This is a genomic window from Shewanella litoralis (assembly GCF_009828585.1).
In the GTDB taxonomy this organism is placed as follows: domain Bacteria; phylum Pseudomonadota; class Gammaproteobacteria; order Enterobacterales; family Shewanellaceae; genus Shewanella; species Shewanella litoralis.
This window is the reverse complement of the sequence record NZ_WSRZ01000002.1, coordinates 116,994-133,503: the sequence shown is the minus strand read 5'-3', so window position 1 is coordinate 133,503 and position 16,510 is coordinate 116,994. Positions and strand designations below refer to the sequence as shown.

At 43.4% G+C, this 16,510-nt stretch carries 12 protein-coding genes; 8 read left to right on the top strand and 4 right to left on the bottom strand.

Features of this window, described 5'->3' with window-relative positions; all coding sequences use genetic code 11:
* The first annotated feature begins 92 nt into the window (after positions 1 to 92).
* A complete protein-coding gene (locus tag GQA99_RS02665; protein ID WP_229785847.1) occupies positions 93 to 2,063 on the top strand; it encodes an alpha-amylase family glycosyl hydrolase in 1,971 nt (656 codons plus the stop codon).
* Positions 2,064 to 2,512: 449 nt separating this feature from the next.
* On the opposite strand, the gene GQA99_RS02660 is transcribed toward GQA99_RS02665, so the two are convergent.
* Entirely contained in the window at positions 2,513 to 2,755 is a 243-nt protein-coding gene (locus GQA99_RS02660) for a YecH family metal-binding protein (protein WP_160052315.1), read from the bottom strand.
* Between the two features lie 405 nt (positions 2,756 to 3,160).
* Between GQA99_RS02660 and trmY the strand changes: the two genes are divergently transcribed.
* The 5 genes from trmY to GQA99_RS02635 all read left to right on the top strand — a co-directional run bounded on the left by trmY (position 3,161) and on the right by GQA99_RS02635 (position 11,168).
* Positions 3,161 to 3,757 (top strand): tRNA (pseudouridine(54)-N(1))-methyltransferase TrmY, encoded by a 597-nt coding sequence (trmY, locus tag GQA99_RS02655; protein ID WP_160052314.1) that lies wholly within the window; start codon positions 3,161 to 3,163, stop codon positions 3,755 to 3,757.
* 247 nt (positions 3,758 to 4,004) lie between these two features.
* Positions 4,005 to 6,113, top strand: coding sequence for a glycoside hydrolase family 97 protein (locus GQA99_RS02650; protein WP_160052313.1), 2,109 nt, complete (start codon positions 4,005 to 4,007; stop codon positions 6,111 to 6,113).
* 391 nt (positions 6,114 to 6,504) lie between these two features.
* Positions 6,505 to 8,043 (top strand): MFS transporter, encoded by a 1,539-nt coding sequence (locus GQA99_RS02645; protein ID WP_160052312.1) that lies wholly within the window; start codon positions 6,505 to 6,507, stop codon positions 8,041 to 8,043.
* Between the two features lie 71 nt (positions 8,044 to 8,114).
* Entirely contained in the window at positions 8,115 to 10,586 is a 2,472-nt protein-coding gene (locus GQA99_RS02640; RefSeq protein ID WP_160052311.1) for a glucan 1,4-alpha-glucosidase, read from the top strand.
* A 186-nt stretch (positions 10,587 to 10,772) separates the two neighbouring features.
* Positions 10,773 to 11,168, top strand: coding sequence for a DUF805 domain-containing protein (locus tag GQA99_RS02635; protein ID WP_160052310.1), 396 nt, complete (start codon positions 10,773 to 10,775; stop codon positions 11,166 to 11,168).
* Between the two features lie 112 nt (positions 11,169 to 11,280).
* On the opposite strand, the gene GQA99_RS02630 is transcribed toward GQA99_RS02635, so the two are convergent.
* The 3 genes from GQA99_RS02630 to GQA99_RS02620 all read right to left on the bottom strand — a co-directional run bounded on the left by GQA99_RS02630 (position 11,281) and on the right by GQA99_RS02620 (position 14,106).
* The gene (locus GQA99_RS02630) at positions 11,281 to 12,213 is read right to left on the bottom strand and encodes a DUF808 domain-containing protein (protein ID WP_160052309.1); all 933 of its coding nucleotides are present in this window, start codon (positions 12,211 to 12,213) and stop codon (positions 11,281 to 11,283) included.
* Between the two features lie 96 nt (positions 12,214 to 12,309).
* Positions 12,310 to 13,344 (bottom strand): LacI family DNA-binding transcriptional regulator, encoded by a 1,035-nt coding sequence (locus tag GQA99_RS02625; protein WP_160052308.1) that lies wholly within the window; start codon positions 13,342 to 13,344, stop codon positions 12,310 to 12,312.
* Positions 13,345 to 13,395: 51 nt separating this feature from the next.
* A complete protein-coding gene (locus GQA99_RS02620) occupies positions 13,396 to 14,106 on the bottom strand; it encodes a DUF3334 family protein (protein ID WP_160052307.1) in 711 nt (236 codons plus the stop codon).
* Positions 14,107 to 14,381: 275 nt separating this feature from the next.
* On the opposite strand from GQA99_RS02620, the gene GQA99_RS02615 reads away from it, so the two are divergent.
* Positions 14,382 to 15,992: a methyl-accepting chemotaxis protein gene (locus tag GQA99_RS02615; protein ID WP_160052306.1), complete on the top strand. Its 1,611-nt coding sequence runs from the start codon at positions 14,382 to 14,384 to the stop codon at positions 15,990 to 15,992.
* Between the two features lie 254 nt (positions 15,993 to 16,246).
* Complete coding sequence (locus GQA99_RS02610) at positions 16,247 to 16,504, top strand: HPr family phosphocarrier protein (protein ID WP_160052305.1); 258 nt, start codon at positions 16,247 to 16,249, stop codon at positions 16,502 to 16,504.
* Positions 16,505 to 16,510: the final 6 nt, after the last annotated feature.

Below are 16,510 nucleotides of genomic sequence, written 5' to 3'. Positions count from 1 at the left end.
GGCTAGGCTGAACCACTGTGGATTAGCCTAGCCGTGATAAACACACACACTTATGCACCACAGCAAGTGGATACCAAGATAAAAGAGTCTCTATGTTATTACCTTCAGTATCAATTAACGTTAGCATGCGTCCCCTCACCTACATAGCCGTGATAGGCTTAAGCTTAAGCATCAGCGGCTGTAAGCCCACCAATACCGACATTCAAAAGACTGAAAATGTGAGAGGATCGGCATTATCAATGACACAAGTTAAGTCATCGCCAACAACCGGTAAACCCGTGGTGTACCAGGTCTTCACTCGCTTATACGGCAATACTAATACCACCAATAAACCTTGGGGCACCATTGCCGACAATGGTGTGGGTAAATTTGGCGACTTTACCGATACCGCTTTACAAGACATCAAATCACTCGGCACCACTCACGTGTGGTATACCGGTGTGCCGCATCATGCCGTCATTAACGATTACACCAGTATTGGGATCAGTAATGACGACCCCGATGTCGTTAAAGGCCGTGCAGGCTCACCTTATGCAGTAAAAGATTATTACAACGTCAACCCAGATTTAGCGGCCAATCCAGCTAATCGCCTGGCTGAATTTGAAGCCTTAATCGAGCGTACTCACGCCAATGGCATGCAAGTGATTATCGACATAGTGCCCAATCATATTGCCCGTAACTATCACTCTCTGTCAGCCCCAAAAGGCGAACTAGACTTTGGTGCCAATGACGATACCTCACAGGTTTATAGCAAACATAACAACTTTTATTATGTGATCGGTGAAGACTTTGCTGTGCCCGATGCTCCTCATGGTTACGCCCCGTTAGGCGGCGAAACTCATCCTCTGAGTGACGGCAAATTTGCTGAATCTCCAGCAAAATGGACTGGTAATGGCTCACGTTTAGCCAAACCTGACGCCAACGACTGGTATGAAACCGTTAAAATAAATTATGGTGTTAAGCCCGATGGCAGCCACGACTTCCCGGTACTACCTGCTGACTATGCAAGTAAAACGGCCGCGGAGCATTTGGCTTTTTGGCAAGTACAGGCCGCAGATGATATTCCAGATTCATGGCGTAAGTTTGAGCGCATTGCCCAATACTGGTTAGCCAAAGGGGTTGATGGATTTCGATATGACATGGCCGAAATGGTGCCGGTTGAATTTTGGAGCTACCTCAACAGCCACATTAAGCATACAAACCCTAATGCGTTTATTCTGGCAGAGGTATATAACCCTGATTTATATCGTGATTATATTCATTTAGGTAAAATGGATTACCTGTACGACAAAGTGGATTTATACGACAGCTTAAAAGCCGTTATTCAAGGTAAAGCCAGCACAGCGGTTATCGCCACTGTACAAGCAAAAGTGAGCGACATTGAACAGCATATGCTGCACTTTTTAGAAAACCATGACGAGCAACGTATTAACACCGCCGATTTTGCTAGTAATGCATTTAATGCTCTGCCGGCAATGGTAGTGTCGACCACATTAAGCCGCTCACCCACACTGTTGTATTTTGGCCAGGATGTCGGCGAGCAAGGCGCTGAAATGGCCGGTTTTGGCCAGCCTACTCGTACCAGTATTTTTGATTATGTTGGCGTGCCTGCACACCAACGCTGGATGAACAACGGCAAGTTTGATGGCGGGCAATCCACTGAAGATGAAAAGGCATTGCGCGCTTATTATCAAACCTTGCTAAACCTAAGTCATAGTGCGCCAGCGTTAACCGGCGAATACCTTGCATTAGACCCCTTACAGCGTCAGCTTAATACCGAGGGCTATGATGATCAGGTGTTTGCCTTTAGCCGGTATAATGCTGAGCAGCAATTGATCATTGCCAGTAACTTTAGCCAAACCGAGCCTAAAACATTTACGCTTACACTACCCAAAACACTCATTGAGCAATGGCAACTTGTTGAAAATGTAACGCTGATGGATTTACTCACTCAGCAGCCATATGAGCACGCTTTGATATTGAATAACCACGACAGCGCCAGTGTGCAAATACAATTACAACCATTGCAATCAGTGGTACTTGAGTTAACTCAAAAAAACTAAACTCAGAATGAGTTGGTTAAAACAAAATGAGTTGGTTATTCCATTGCGCGTTAGTAAATGCTCTCTCAGCGAGAATTTAAAAGGGCTTAAACAAGGCGAATGACTGAATGAATAGTTATTCTCTTTCGAAGTCATGCAACGCAGTGTAAGCCCTTTTAAAACTCGCCTGAAAGGAATGCCCAGCGGCTTTTTCTTTGCGTTCTCGCTATTTGAAAGGGAACAACCATGACTACATAGCGACGCCTTAATCAAAAACCGCTGGATGTATTCTGAGTGGTCACTTATTAATGCGCAATGGTATTAATACAAAAGCGCCGCAGATAAGCCATCTGCGGCGCTTTGTTAATATCTAGCTGTATCAATCGATTAGTTCAATCTTTGTTTCGCAGCGGTATCGCATCGCCATTGACGGACTCTCAACCGTAAAACCAGCAAAAACTTGATATGAACTAGTGATTACAAATCTTATCTGCAGCAGTAGTGATCCCGCTGTCACTATCAATAAACTTGCCTTTATTTTCTAAAAACGTAATCAACATATCCGCATCCATCTCAGTAGCAGAACAAGTGTGATAACGCGTATCGACGCCGAATGTTATGTGCATCATATTTTTAAGTTGCTGTTTAGTGAGTGCTGCGCCATGTTCTAGCATCATTTGCATCACTTGATGCCCATGGATTGATTCAGACATTGTAACTCCGATTAAGATGTAAATTATTTATACTTTATATCTTATTATTGTCAGAGAAACCCTGATCTCGCACACAAATTCATTAACATGTTGCTCATTTAGGGTAAACATCAAAGTAATTTAAATCAGTGATTCACCTTAAATCGAGCTCAAATAGAGATAACGCAATTGCGCAATCTAGCAGGGTAAATCTACCTTACTCGTAAAGTTACTCTCTGTTTAATTTTGATTTTGTATCAAAAAATCAGTTACAGAGATTAATCGCATTACAGCAGACACTAAAACTGTGATAATAAGCAATAAACTTTGCCATTAATCAGTTTGTACATACAAATTAGACTGTTGCTTATTGATTAGCGGTGAAGAGAATCGATGTTAGCTTAATATTTTCCAATAGGATTTACGATGCGCGCTTTTGTAGTTCGAGCCAGAGCGGCTCCAGTTGATAGCCAGCAGTTTTTGGCGGGTATAGGTCAATCTGCTCACACTGAAATTTTAGCCCACACTTTAATGAATACCCTCTTTGTTGCTCAATCACATCGTGATGATGTCGTGGTGTATTTAGTATTAGAAAGCACAAGCGATTTTTCACGCACAATATGCTTTCGTTCAAGTGAGTTAGGTCATATCGGTGGCTTTCATGAGCAAAACCTCACCAATAAAATAGCCAAGGCATTAACGGTATCCAAAGGTATGGATAAAGAACAGTTACGTGACGTAGAAGCAGGCATTACCGTTCGCACTGTGAGCTTTGAAAAATTAGTGCAAGAATTAGCCGAAGATTATCAGCTGTATATGTTAGAGAAAAAAGGCACCCCGGTTCGCGATGTTGAGTTTGCCTCAAAACCATGCTTTTTATTAACCGACCATATCCCTATGCCTAAGAAGAGTTTTAACAGCCTTAAACGTCTTGGTACTCAACACATTAACTTAGGCCCTAAAATGCTGTTTGCATCGCAATGCGTGGTGTTAATTCACAATGAATTAGACATGAGATTGTAACACTGGGCAGCGTTAAGCAGACTTTATTGATTTGAGTGCACAATTCTTACTGTAGAATTCAGACTACAAAATACATACTGCACTCAAGTCTTTAGACATTAACTATTAACGCCATTTTTCATCCACGTTATATCCAGATCATTTCTTTTCTCGCTCTGAATACGTATGCAGATCTTTGCGGTAAAATCTAAAAGCGTCATATATTACTTGTTGATAACAATATAATAATAAACAACAAGGATACCGTATGACGCCCTCATACCCACAGACTGCGGCTTTGTCTCGTAGCGCTGAGACTCAATCTCGATTTAATAAATCCATCATTAGTGTAACCTGCGCTTTAGTACTATCTGGCTTAGCATTTTCTAGCATCGTAAATGCTAAAACTGTGCATGTGACCTCGCCAGACACCCACATCAATATCAGCTTAACTGACGATAATGGCCGTCCCGAATATCAAATAGCCTTTAACGGTAAACCCGTCATTAACCCGAGTAAACTTGGCCTGGTATTTCAGCAACTAGGTGAGTTTGGCAGTGAATTTACCATTAAAAATGTCAGCCGCAGCAGTGTTGACCAAACCTGGCAGCAACCCTGGGGGGAGCGTGAAAATGTGCGCGATCATTACAATCGCATCAAAGCCACCTTGTCTAACGGTCAACTCGATTTTGATATTGAATTTAAAGCCTTTAACGACGGCATTGGCTTTCGTTATCTTGTGCCAAAACAAGCGGGCCTAGCGAACACACCCAAACTGGATATTACCGACGAGCTCACCGAGTTTGTTATTCCTAATCCACAGCTTACAACAGCCTGGTGGATCCCCGGACGTGGCTGGAACCGCTACGAGTATTTATACCGCACCACCACGCTGGATAAAATCGACCGCGCCCATACTCCAATGACGTTTAGAACAAATGATGGTGTGCACATGAGCATCCATGAAGCGGCCCTAACCGATTATGCTGCCATGGTGTTAAATCAAGGCCGTGACGGTACATTACGCGCAGATTTAACCCCATGGTCAGACGGTATTCGGGTGAAAACCCAACCAGGATTCACCACACCGTGGCGCACCATTCAAATTGCCAATAATGCCACAGGTTTACTCAATTCGGACTTAATTTTAAACCTCAATGAGCCTAACAAACTGGGCGATGTCTCCTGGGTTCAACCGGGCAAATACGTCGGTATTTGGTGGGGCATGCACCTAAACGAAAACACCTGGGGTAGCGGTCCAAAACATGGCGCCACCACCAGCGAAACCAAACGCTATATGGACTTTGCAGCGCAATATGGCTTTGATGGTGTATTAGTTGAAGGTTGGAATGACGGTTGGGATGGCAGTTGGTTCCATAATGGCGATGTGTTTAGTTTTACTAAAGCCTACCCTGACTTTGATATCGATGCGATTAGCCAATACGGTAACAGTAAAAATGTTCGCTTAATTGGTCATCATGAAACCTCAGGCTCTGTGACAAACTACCGCAATCAAATGAGCGATGCCTATGATTTATATAAAAAACATGGCGTCACTCAAGTTAAAACCGGTTATGTAGCCGATGGTGGCGACATTAAGCGCATTGACGAAAACGGCATAGTAAGACACGAATGGCACGACGGTCAGTTTATGGTTAATGAGTATTTGCACAGCGTCACTGAAGCGGCAAAACGCGGCATTAGCATTAATACTCACGAGCCAATTAAAGACACAGGCTTGCGCCGCACCTACCCTAACTGGATTGCCCGCGAAGGCGCGAGAGGCCAGGAGTTTAATGCCTGGGGTAGCCCACCTAATAACCCTGAACACACAGCGATATTGCCATACACCCGAATGCTGGCAGGACCTATGGACTTTACCCCTGGTATTTTCAACTTAGCCCCACAAGGATTAGATGCCGAAAACCGCGTACAAACCACGCTAACCAAACAACTGGCGCTGTACGTTGTGTTATACAGCCCCATCCAAATGGCGGCAGATTTACCGCGTAATTACGTGCAACGACTCGATGCATTTCAATTTATTCAAGATGTGCCAACAGATTGGAGCGAGAGTATAGCCCTTGCCGGTGACATTGGTGATTACGTGGCGTTTGCGCGCAAACAACGCGGCGCAGAAGATTGGTATCTAGGAGCTTTAACTGACGAAAACCCGCGTAAACTCACGGTTAAACTCGACTTTTTAACGGCTGGTCAACGTTACGAAGCCCAAATATACCGTGATGGTCATAACGCAGATTGGCTGACAAATCCGTATGATTACGTCATTGAAACCAAGATTGTGAGTGCCACAGACACTCTTGCCCTGTCACTCGCGTCAAGTGGCGGCAGCGCAATTCGTTTTAAAGCACTGTAATATGTTGCGTAAGTGTTTGTGTTAGGTTGCTCAAATGGCATGAATACGTATGTAGCAAGTTGAACCAACAACAGGCTCAAGGCTACTATAAAACCTGCTATTTCGTTCTCAGATTGCAGGATGAGATGGACTAGGTCGTTTCTGGTAAGCCACTTGTTGAGGCCACCAGCTTTAAAGTACCTTAATTGCCTTTATTGATGGTTTATTAGGAAAATAAGCCATCGATAGAGCTTAGGTCTTGGCGAATACTTGTCTTAAGGAGATGCGTATTCGCCATTTTTTTATGTATACCATTATCTCAAGTTTGTATCTGGCAAACCTGAGAGTCACGTAGCATCATTAAAAGTAATAATAAAAAATCAGCATAGCGACTGATAAAAAGGGATATAACATGTCTGCGGAAAATCATCATAAAGTGACTCAACAGCCACAGCTCAGCTTTTGGCAAATCTTTAATATGTGCTTTGGTTTTTTGGGGATTCAATTTGGTTTTGCCCTACAAAATGCCAACGTCAGTCGTATTTTTCAAACCTTAGGTGCTGCCATCGACGACATTCCTATTTTATGGATTGCCGCGCCGCTTACAGGCTTAATTGTGCAGCCCATTATTGGTTACATGAGTGATAACACCTGGAATGCCCTTGGACGTCGTCGTCCTTACTTTTTAATTGGCGCAGTGTTAACCACATTGTCACTGTTTATTATGCCTCACTCACCTACCCTGTGGATTGCAGCGGGGATGTTGTGGATTATGGACGCATCAATCAATATCGCTATGGAGCCATTTCGCGCTTTTGTTGGCGACAATTTACCTAAAAGTCAGCGTACCCAAGGGTACGCAATGCAAAGCTTTTTTATTGGCATTGGCGCCGTTGTCGCCTCAGCAATGCCTTATATGTTGACCAATGTATTTGACGTAGCCAATACCGCAGCAGCAGGTGAAATTGCAGATTCAGTGCGTTATTCATTCTACTTTGGTGGCGCGGTATTATTTGTCGCGGTGGGCTGGACGATTATTTCAAGCAAAGAGTATTCACCTGAAGAATTAGCCTCGTTTGAGCAACATGCCAATCATGTCGACGCCGCAGAAAATACCAACAGCCGTACCAGTAAACAATATCAAACAGGTGGCATCATTTGGATGCTCATTGGCGCCCTCTTTACTGCGGCAATAATAACCCAAGACCTTGATAAACAGCTTTATATTCTCAGTATTGGTATTTTTGCTTTTGGGCCTCTGCAACTGTTTTGTGCCCGTAAACTTACTCAAGCAAACAATACAAGCGTGCAACGCGAAAACTTTGGCATGCTGTTTAACGTGGTCGATGATTTGTTTCATATGCCCAAAGCCATGCAGCAATTAGCCGTGGTGCAGTTTTTTGCCTGGTTTGCCCTCTTTGCCATGTGGATTTATACCACTGCGGCCGTGACCTCACACCATTACGCTACCAGCGACGTGCTTAGCCAGGCGTATAACGACGGCGCCGATTGGGTCGGGATGTTATTTGCTTCATACAATGGTTTTGCCGCAATTGCTGCCATCATTATTCCCTTTTTAGCCAAAGCGGTCGGCATTAAATTCACTCACACCATTAATATGTTTTTAGGCGGCATGGGGCTAATAAGCTTTATGTTTATTGAAGACCCAAATCAATTATGGATCCCCATGATAGGTGTTGGTTTTGCCTGGGCCTCTATTTTATCAGTGCCTTACGCCATGTTGTCGTCTGCGTTACCGGCTAAAAAAATGGGGGTGTATTTAGGGATTTTTAACTTTTTCATTGTTATCCCTCAGTTACTTGCAGCCAGTATTTTAGGCTTGCTGTTAAAAGTCTTTTTTGATGGCCAGCCAATTTACGCCCTGGTATTGGGCGGTGTATTTATGATGGTGTCGGGCATTGCCGTACTGTTTGTCAAACAAGATAACTAAATCAATTAATCGTTTATTAAAAACAATAACAGTGATCTGTCATAGTCACAGACAATATTTTGGGGAAGTTTATGTTAAAGCCACACTCACATCGTAGTGCAATTTCGAGTGCCATAACGGCAAGCTTATTCGGCCTGGTATTAACGGGTTGCTCACCTGCTGACACATCATCAAAGGTTGAAGTATTACCAACAACAGCACCTTTAAGTGTTGTCGCGCCTGGCGCACCGGGCGCTGAGCCAACGTGGGCGTTTTCTGGCAAAACCGGCATAGGTACATCATACGAGCCTTATATCAATGGTCAGTATCAAGACCAGGCCACTAATCCTGTCAGCAAAGTATGGTTTTCTGTTGCCCAGGGCATACTCACCGAAACCATGTTTGGGCTTATTCATAATGCCCAATTAAAAGAGCTGCAATTTATCATCAGCGGCAATGGCTTTGTTGATACTGAAAAAGATAACACCATTAGCACCATTGAATACCTCGACACTGACGAACAAGGCCGACCATTGTCGCTGGCGTATAAGATTATTAATAAAGACGTGGAAGGCAAATACCAAATCGAAAAGCATATTTTTACCGACCCAGATAGAAATAGCTTAATGATGAACGTAACCTTTACCGCCTTTGAAGCCGGAATTACCCCGCACCTTTATGTTAATCCGCACATCGATAACAGCGGTGCAAATGATATTGCCTTCGTTGATGGTCAAGCACTGGTAGCGCACACCAGTGACGCGAGTTCAACCGTTATGACCATTAAAACCGACGTTGATTTTGTCCACGCAAGTGCAGGATTTGTGGGCACATCAGACGGGATGATTGATTTACAAGACGATGGAAAACTCAATAACCGCTACCAAACCACCAGCGATAATAACCAAGGCGGCAACGTTGCACTTACCGCGCAATACCCAACATTAACCAAAGCAAACGACACTTTACGCTTTAATCTTGCCATCGGCTTTGCCCAAGACAAAACCAGCAGCTTAGCCACAGCACAGGCCACATTAGATGCCGGTTACGATGCCGTTAAGCAGGCTTACTTAGGCGATGACAGCCACACAGGTTGGAAAGACTATATTGCCTCTTTAGCGCCGTTAAATGCCATGAGCGCGAATACCACAGATAACGGCAAACTGCTGTATGCCAGTGCACTCGTGCTCAAAGCGCAAGAGGATAAAACCCACGCTGGCGCGCTAATCGCATCCTTATCAAACCCCTGGGGCGACACTGTATCGGCAAAAGTAGGCAGCACGGGTTATAAAGCCGTATGGCCGCGCGATTTTTACCAATGCGCCATGGCATTTTTGGCCATGGGCGATACTCAAACGCCTAAAGTGGCGTTTGAGTATTTAAAGAAAGTTCAGGTTAATCAACAAACCTCTGGCTTTGCCGGCACACCAGGTTGGTTTTTACAGAAAACCCACGTTGATGGTGAAATTGAGTGGGTTGGGGTACAACTCGACCAAACTGCCATGCCAATTATGCTCGGTTGGAAACTGTGGCAAGCTGGCGTGTTAACAGACGCAGAGATCACCACCTGGTATCAAGATATGCTTAAACCTGCCGCTGACTTTTTGGTAAGCGGTGGCAAAGTAAAACTGGATTGGAATGAGCTCGACATCACCCCGCCAAACACCCAACAAGAGCGCTGGGAAGAACAAGCAGGCTATTCGCCTTCGACCACTGCGGCCATCATAGCCGGTTTAGTCGCCGCGAGCGATTTGGCTAAATTGGCAAAAGATCCACAAGCCACTGTGTATCATGAGCTTGCGGCTAAACTGCAAAGCCAACTTGAAACAACCATGGTCACCACTAACGGCTTGCTTAATCCGGCAGACGTCGCACAAGACAACACCGCACCTTATTACGTGCGCATTAGCCCTAATGGCACCCCCAATACCGCTGATAAGCTTTTAGATAACAACGGTAAGCCAGGTTTAGATCAACGGCTGATTTTAGACGGCGGCTTTTTAGAGTTAGTGCGCTATGGTGTGGTTGATGCAAAGGACCCTGTCATTAAAAACAGCGTGATGCTTATTGATAATCAACAGCTTGAAGATAACTTACGAGTTAAGTATGAGTTTACCGCTAAAGATGGCAGTAAAGTACCGGGTTATCGCCGTTACGGTAACGACGGCTACGGCGAGGATACTGCCACCGGCCTAAGCTATGCCGAAAAAGGCAATACAGAAAATCAACGCGGCCGTGTATGGCCCTTCTTTACCGGCGAGCGCGGCCATTATGAGTTAGCACTTGCTAAATCTGAAGGAAGCTTAACCACTGACAGTAAAAAAGCTTTGATTAGCACCTACGTGCAAGGCATGGAAACCTTTGCAAACCAAGGGTTAATGTTACCAGAGCAAGCGTGGGACGGTGTCGGTAACCCAACACGTTATGATTATAAAATGGGTGACGGGACCAACTCAGCAACGCCTTTGGCCTGGACTCATGCAGAATACGTTAAATTGGTGCGTTCAATGACCGATGAGCAAGTATGGGACTTTTACCCTGTGGTGAAACAACTGGCTCAATAATGTTTTGAGACAATGAATAATAGGTAAACGCTTATTTTAAAATGATTAGTATGCGTCTCCCTACTAAAAAGCTGTTGCTAAATGCAATGGCTTTTTTTTAACCAAATCAAAATATAATATTGATAATTAAACACTATTTTGTAAAAATGATTCAGATTAATAAAAATTAACGTTAAGGACTAACGAATGGATTGGTATTTAAAGGTTTTAAAACAATATTTTGATTTTAAAGGTCGCGCGCGTCGTAAAGAATATTGGATGTTTGTATTAATTAACACCATTTTCAGTGTGTTACTGACATTAGTTGATATGGGTACTGGCCTGTACAGTGACACCTCCGGCGCAGGTTTATTGAGCTCGCTTTATTCATTAGCTGTATTAATTCCAAGTATTGCGGTCAGTGTGCGCCGCTTACACGATACTGATCATTCGGGGTGGTGGTTATTTTTATTGCTTATCCCGCTGATCGGCGCGCTGATTATTTTGGTTGTGTTGTGTTTTAACAGTAAAGATGACAACGAATATGGCCCAAACCCAAAAGCCCAGCCAAGCTTTACCGATAACGACAATTTAGCGCTTTAATTAATGCGTTAAAATAAAAAGAGCAAGGTCGATAACCCTGCTCTTTTTTTATATCATTCGCTTACGGCGTTAATTTATATCATGATTTACCGAGCGCTTTAATGCAGTTACGTTAGCTTTTTGATGGTATTAATTTCATCACGCCATTCATTAATAACACAGCTAAACCACCCGCAACCACACCAAATAGTGCATTAAGTACACTTGGAGTTAACAGCCCTAAAACCCCGCCCACAACATTAATTTGCTCAACAATCACGGCAGCATGCTCTATCCATTCAAACACCACATGAATACCGTGAGTTAAAATGCCGCCGCCCACCATAAACATGGCGATGGTGCCGACAACGGTGAGTATTTTCATTAAATAGGGCGCAGCAGACACCAGCATTAAACCAATATTGTGGCCTAAGCCTTCGGCTTTACGTTTGGCAAGGTATAAACCTAAATCGTCAATTTTGACAATGCCAGCGACTAAACCATACACGCCAACGGTCATGATAATAGCAATAACCGATAAGGTTAAAAATTGGCCCATTAAATCCATGTGAGCAGCAACACCTAAGCTGATGGCAATAATTTCAGCTGACAACACAAAATCGGTGCGAATAGCGCCTTTGATTTTGTCTTTTTCAAATGCGGCCAAATCATCAATGTCAGCTTTACCTTTAGCGACAATGGTTTCATCGTCAACTGGTGCGGCCTTTTTATGCGTCATCGAGTGATAAACTTTCTCAAAGCCTTCATAACATAAAAACAAGCCACCAAACATCAACAGCGGCGTAATGGCCCAGGGAATAAAAGCACTGATTAATAAGGCAAGCGGCACCAAAATCAATTTATTACGAAACGAACCTTTGGCAACCGCATATACCACAGGTAATTCACGTTCAGACGCTACGCCAGACACTTGCTGGGCATTTAAGGCTAAATCATCGCCCAGCACGCCTGCTGTTTTGCGCGCCGCCACTTTACTCATTGCTGCTACGTCATCCAAAATCGTCGCAATGTCATCTAACAAGGTTAATAAACTGGCGCCTGCCATAATTGCTTGTGTCCTTTATCAATCAAAAATAGAGTGTGTGATGTTGTATTAATTATTGTGTTTTTTAGCCATTATCAATCGTCAACGACGGCTCGCTTATTCGTCTACCTTAGCACCGCATGAGCTGCGAACCACTAAACTGGTTTTAATTAATCGTTGGCTCACTTCTTGGCCGCGGATTAATTTCAGCACGCTTTCAACTAAAATCTCACCGGCAAACTGTGTATCTTGTTTTACTGTGGTGAGCGCAGGGTTGGCAAAACTCGCTACTGGAATATCGTCATACCCCACTACAGCAACCTGCTCTGGCACTAACACACCACGCTTTTTTAACGCACGTATTGCACCAATAGCAATGAGATCGCTTGCGGTAAAAATGGCTTCAAACTGGGCGCCACTGTCAAGCAAGGCAATGGCAGCCTCATACCCTGATGCCTCGGTATTAATCGCATGATATTGTAATTGCTTGTCGGCTTGAACCCCTGCCGCACTTAGCGCATCAACATGGCCTAAGTATCGGTCACGAAATTCAGGGCTGTGTCCTGAGGCATCACCCAAAAAAGCGATATGGCGGTGACCAAGACTTAATAAATGTTCAGTGGCAATCACCCCGCCCTGATGATTATCACAACCAATCGATAATACGGCTTTATTGTTGTGCTCTGCCCCCCAAATGACAAAGTGGGTGTTTTTTTCAATCAAGGTTTCCAGCTTATGGGCATAGTCCATGTAATCGCCATAACCGAGTAAAATGATGCCATCGGCTTTGTTGCTGTCTTCATAATCGGCGTGCCAGTCTGACGACAATTGTTGAAACGACACCAATAAATCATAGCCTTGGCGCGCTGTTGCGCGGGTAATTGACCCAAGCATGGATAAAAAGAACGGATTGATCATAGAGTCGTCGTTTGTGGGGTCTTCACAAATCAACAAGGCTAAGGTTAGGCTATTTTGAGTGCGTAAATTACTGGCGTTTTTATCGACTTTATAATTCAACTCTTTGGCAATGGCTTGAATACGTTGGCGAGTTTCTAGGTTCACCAACGGGCTATTTCTTAACGCTCTAGACACTGTCGATTGCGACACGCCGGCCTTATATGCGATATCAATAGAGGTCGCTTTTGAGGTCATTGTTATCCATCACCTTTTGTTATTGTTATTATTGTCGTTGCCTTACATTGACTATAAACCAAGCTCACTGAGTAAATCATCCGCATCGTCAACCACAAGCCCTTTTACATTGGGATCGTTTAGCATGTCTTTCGATTTTGCAGGCTTTGTGGTCAATGTCTTACGGTGTGCTTCAATTAGCGAGTCAGGGTCAAACTCTTCGTCCATTTCAAAATCGGCCGAACGAATAAATTCGGTTTGGTCCATGGCAAACTCAAGGTAGAAAATATGGTTATTTTCAGTTTTAAATGACACGCGTCTTGCGACGGCATTATCAAGATTAGTATCTACCGATATCGTTAATTCTTTATTAATGGTTAGCATTTTAGGCTGGCTTTGACTGATCGATGTTTGTAATTCTTTTGAGATTTTACCGATAAAATCGCCCAAAATTTGGTTCATCAACTCGCCCATCACATTGCTCACATCATCTGATGTGTGTGAAAACGCCAACTCAGACTCAGGCATCCCCATGTGGATCATATAACGACGATAAATTTCAATGGCGGCATCGGCCGAAAAGTTGATAACAACTAGACCAGAAAACCCGCCATCAAATATCGAAAAACAACCCAGATCAGGCTTTAAGCGAGTACGAGAAATACTTTGCACCATACCGGCATGGCTAACTCTGCTGGCGCTAGTGCTCGACAACACATGAGAAACTGAATGGCACAGCTTTAAAAGAATGTCGTCGTTATTAACAGTGTGAGAAGAATTCATGGCTTTAATACCTTTTTCGTTATTTAGACTAATCTTGCGGGTAAAACGTAAAAAAATCAAAATTAAAACAATTGATTAGCATGTTTAATAATCAAACACATCATAAATGTGATTAACCGCATGATATACAGGTGTTTTTAAAAGGTTCTTTACTCACGCTACACAATTGTAAATAAGCGTTGTTTGCTCACAAAAATACACATTAACAGTTAAATTTTAGCGTATTACCATTATAATTCGAACACTCTATATGGATATGTACTTTAGGAATATAAATGATTGAATTATTGAGACGTTTAACCATTTTGAAACGGCTTTTCATTATGCTCATACTGGCGGCGATTGGCACTGTTGTGTTTGGCACTTTTTCCGTTAAAGAACAATACAATCATTTAGTTGAACAAAAACAAAAGCAACTGACAGCGCAAGTGTCATTGCTCAGCAGTAGTCTTGACGCAATACAACAGCATCAATCGCTCTCTGATACGGAGTTATTAACGGTCATTGCCGAGATTAAGTTAAATGATCATGTAGGCTTATGGGTTGTTGATGAGCAGCAAAAGGTGCTAATTGACAGTGTCACCCCAGCGACGGTAGGTCAGCCGGTCAGTGCATTAGCTCACGGCGCCAGTAGCAGTATGCTGACTCAACTGCTAAATGATGCCAAGCAAAGCATAACTCAAACGCAATTGACGATTAACGCTGCAGACAATAGTGCTCAAACAGTGTTAGCAACAGCCCTTTATTTCCCGAGTCATCGTTGGACACTCATCACCCAGGCCAGTTTACAGGATGTAAATCAAAGTATGACCGGCATCATTATTGATTATTTAATTATCATGATGATTATTTCGGTACCGATTTTTGCCTTCTTTTTATTATTGAATCACTCGATCACCCAACCCTTAAAAGCGGCAATTCACGCAATGGAGCAAATAGCTAAAGGTGAAGGCGATCTCACTCAACGCTTATCGACACAGGGCAATGATGAAGTGGCCCAAATGGCCCATGAATTTAATCAGTTTGTGATAAAAATAGCTGACATGGTCGCCCATTTACAGCCTCTGGGGGTTAACTTGCAAGATGAGGCGCTTCATCTGTTAGGTACGGTTACCGAATCCAACCAGAGTGCGGCTCAGGTGAACAATGAAACCCAAAGTGTCGCCACTGCGATTAATCAAATGTTGTCCACTAGCCAAGAAATGGCACGTAATACTCAAGATGCCGCACAAGGTGCAAATAATGTTAAACATCAGGCTTTGCAAAATCAGCAATTAATGCGTCAAACCGTTGAACATACAGACAGCTTAGTGAGCGAGCTAAAACAGTCTGAAAAAGTCACCTTAAGTTTAAGCCAGTCATCTGCTGAAATTGGCAGTATTTTAGATGTCATTGGCAGTATTGCCGACCAAACGAATCTGTTGGCATTAAACGCGGCAATTGAAGCCGCACGAGCCGGTGAACATGGGCGTGGGTTTGCCGTAGTTGCCGATGAAGTGCGCGCATTAGCTAACCGCACTCAATCATCCACCAATGAAATCAATAAAATTGTCAATCAAATCCAACAAGGCATTCAATCGGTTATTGACAGTAATACCCATACCCAACAACAGTCAGCGCAATTACAAACTAAAGCGATTCAATCGAGTGACGCCATCGCTGAGATTTTAACGCTTATCGACAATATCAGTAATATGACAGCACAACTTGCCAGTGCAACGGAAGAGCAAGCGTTGGTGACTGAAGATATTAACCGTAATGTCACCACTATTTCAGAATTGACTGAATTGTCACTGAGCGCCAATGAAACCCATGCACACGCAGCGCAGTCCCTTCAACGTGTTAGTAAAGACATGAGCCATACCTTAGGCCAATTTAAGATCTAATCCTGTAAATCGTTATGCCAGATATTGACCTTGCTGGCATAACGATTAATCATCCCAACTGCCCAGCAACAGACTTTGCGCCGAGCATCACTTTTAGCCCTGCACACTTTAGGGTATATTAAGCGCTTCAGATTGAATACCTTGGTTTTTCTGGCTTATTCTACACACGACTCACAAAAAAGTGATTATGTAAGCATTTGAAAGATAGCGTTAAATGAGTATTTAGTTGTCATTCATTAATGAGTATTTTCTCTATGTATCAAAAAACGGTTACGATTGTCGCACCTCATGGCATTCACACGCGCCCTGCAGCATTACTCGTAAAAGAAGCGAAAACGTTTGCCTGTGATGTAATAGTAGAGTGCAATGGCAAGCAGGCCAGTGCAAAAAGTTTATTTAAATTGCAGACACTCGGTTTATATCAAGGTGTGTCTGTAACGGTATTTGCCACTGGAGAACAAGCGCAGGCGGCAGTCGATAAAATAGCTTCCTTGCTGGAAGTACTCAGTTAACAGGAA

Coding starts and splice junctions, on each gene's coding strand:
- GQA99_RS02665 (WP_229785847.1), top strand. CDS start 93: ATGTTATTACCTTCAGTATCAATTAACGTTAGCATGCGTCCCCTCACC.
- GQA99_RS02660 (WP_160052315.1), bottom strand. CDS start 2,755: ATGTCTGAATCAATCCATGGGCATCAAGTGATGCAAATGATGCTAGAA.
- trmY (WP_160052314.1), top strand. CDS start 3,161: ATGCGCGCTTTTGTAGTTCGAGCCAGAGCGGCTCCAGTTGATAGCCAG.
- GQA99_RS02650 (WP_160052313.1), top strand. CDS start 4,005: ATGACGCCCTCATACCCACAGACTGCGGCTTTGTCTCGTAGCGCTGAG.
- GQA99_RS02645 (WP_160052312.1), top strand. CDS start 6,505: ATGTCTGCGGAAAATCATCATAAAGTGACTCAACAGCCACAGCTCAGC.
- GQA99_RS02640 (WP_160052311.1), top strand. CDS start 8,115: ATGTTAAAGCCACACTCACATCGTAGTGCAATTTCGAGTGCCATAACG.
- GQA99_RS02635 (WP_160052310.1), top strand. CDS start 10,773: ATGGATTGGTATTTAAAGGTTTTAAAACAATATTTTGATTTTAAAGGT.
- GQA99_RS02630 (WP_160052309.1), bottom strand. CDS start 12,213: ATGGCAGGCGCCAGTTTATTAACCTTGTTAGATGACATTGCGACGATT.
- GQA99_RS02625 (WP_160052308.1), bottom strand. CDS start 13,344: ATGACCTCAAAAGCGACCTCTATTGATATCGCATATAAGGCCGGCGTG.
- GQA99_RS02620 (WP_160052307.1), bottom strand. CDS start 14,106: ATGAATTCTTCTCACACTGTTAATAACGACGACATTCTTTTAAAGCTG.
- GQA99_RS02615 (WP_160052306.1), top strand. CDS start 14,382: ATGATTGAATTATTGAGACGTTTAACCATTTTGAAACGGCTTTTCATT.
- GQA99_RS02610 (WP_160052305.1), top strand. CDS start 16,247: ATGTATCAAAAAACGGTTACGATTGTCGCACCTCATGGCATTCACACG.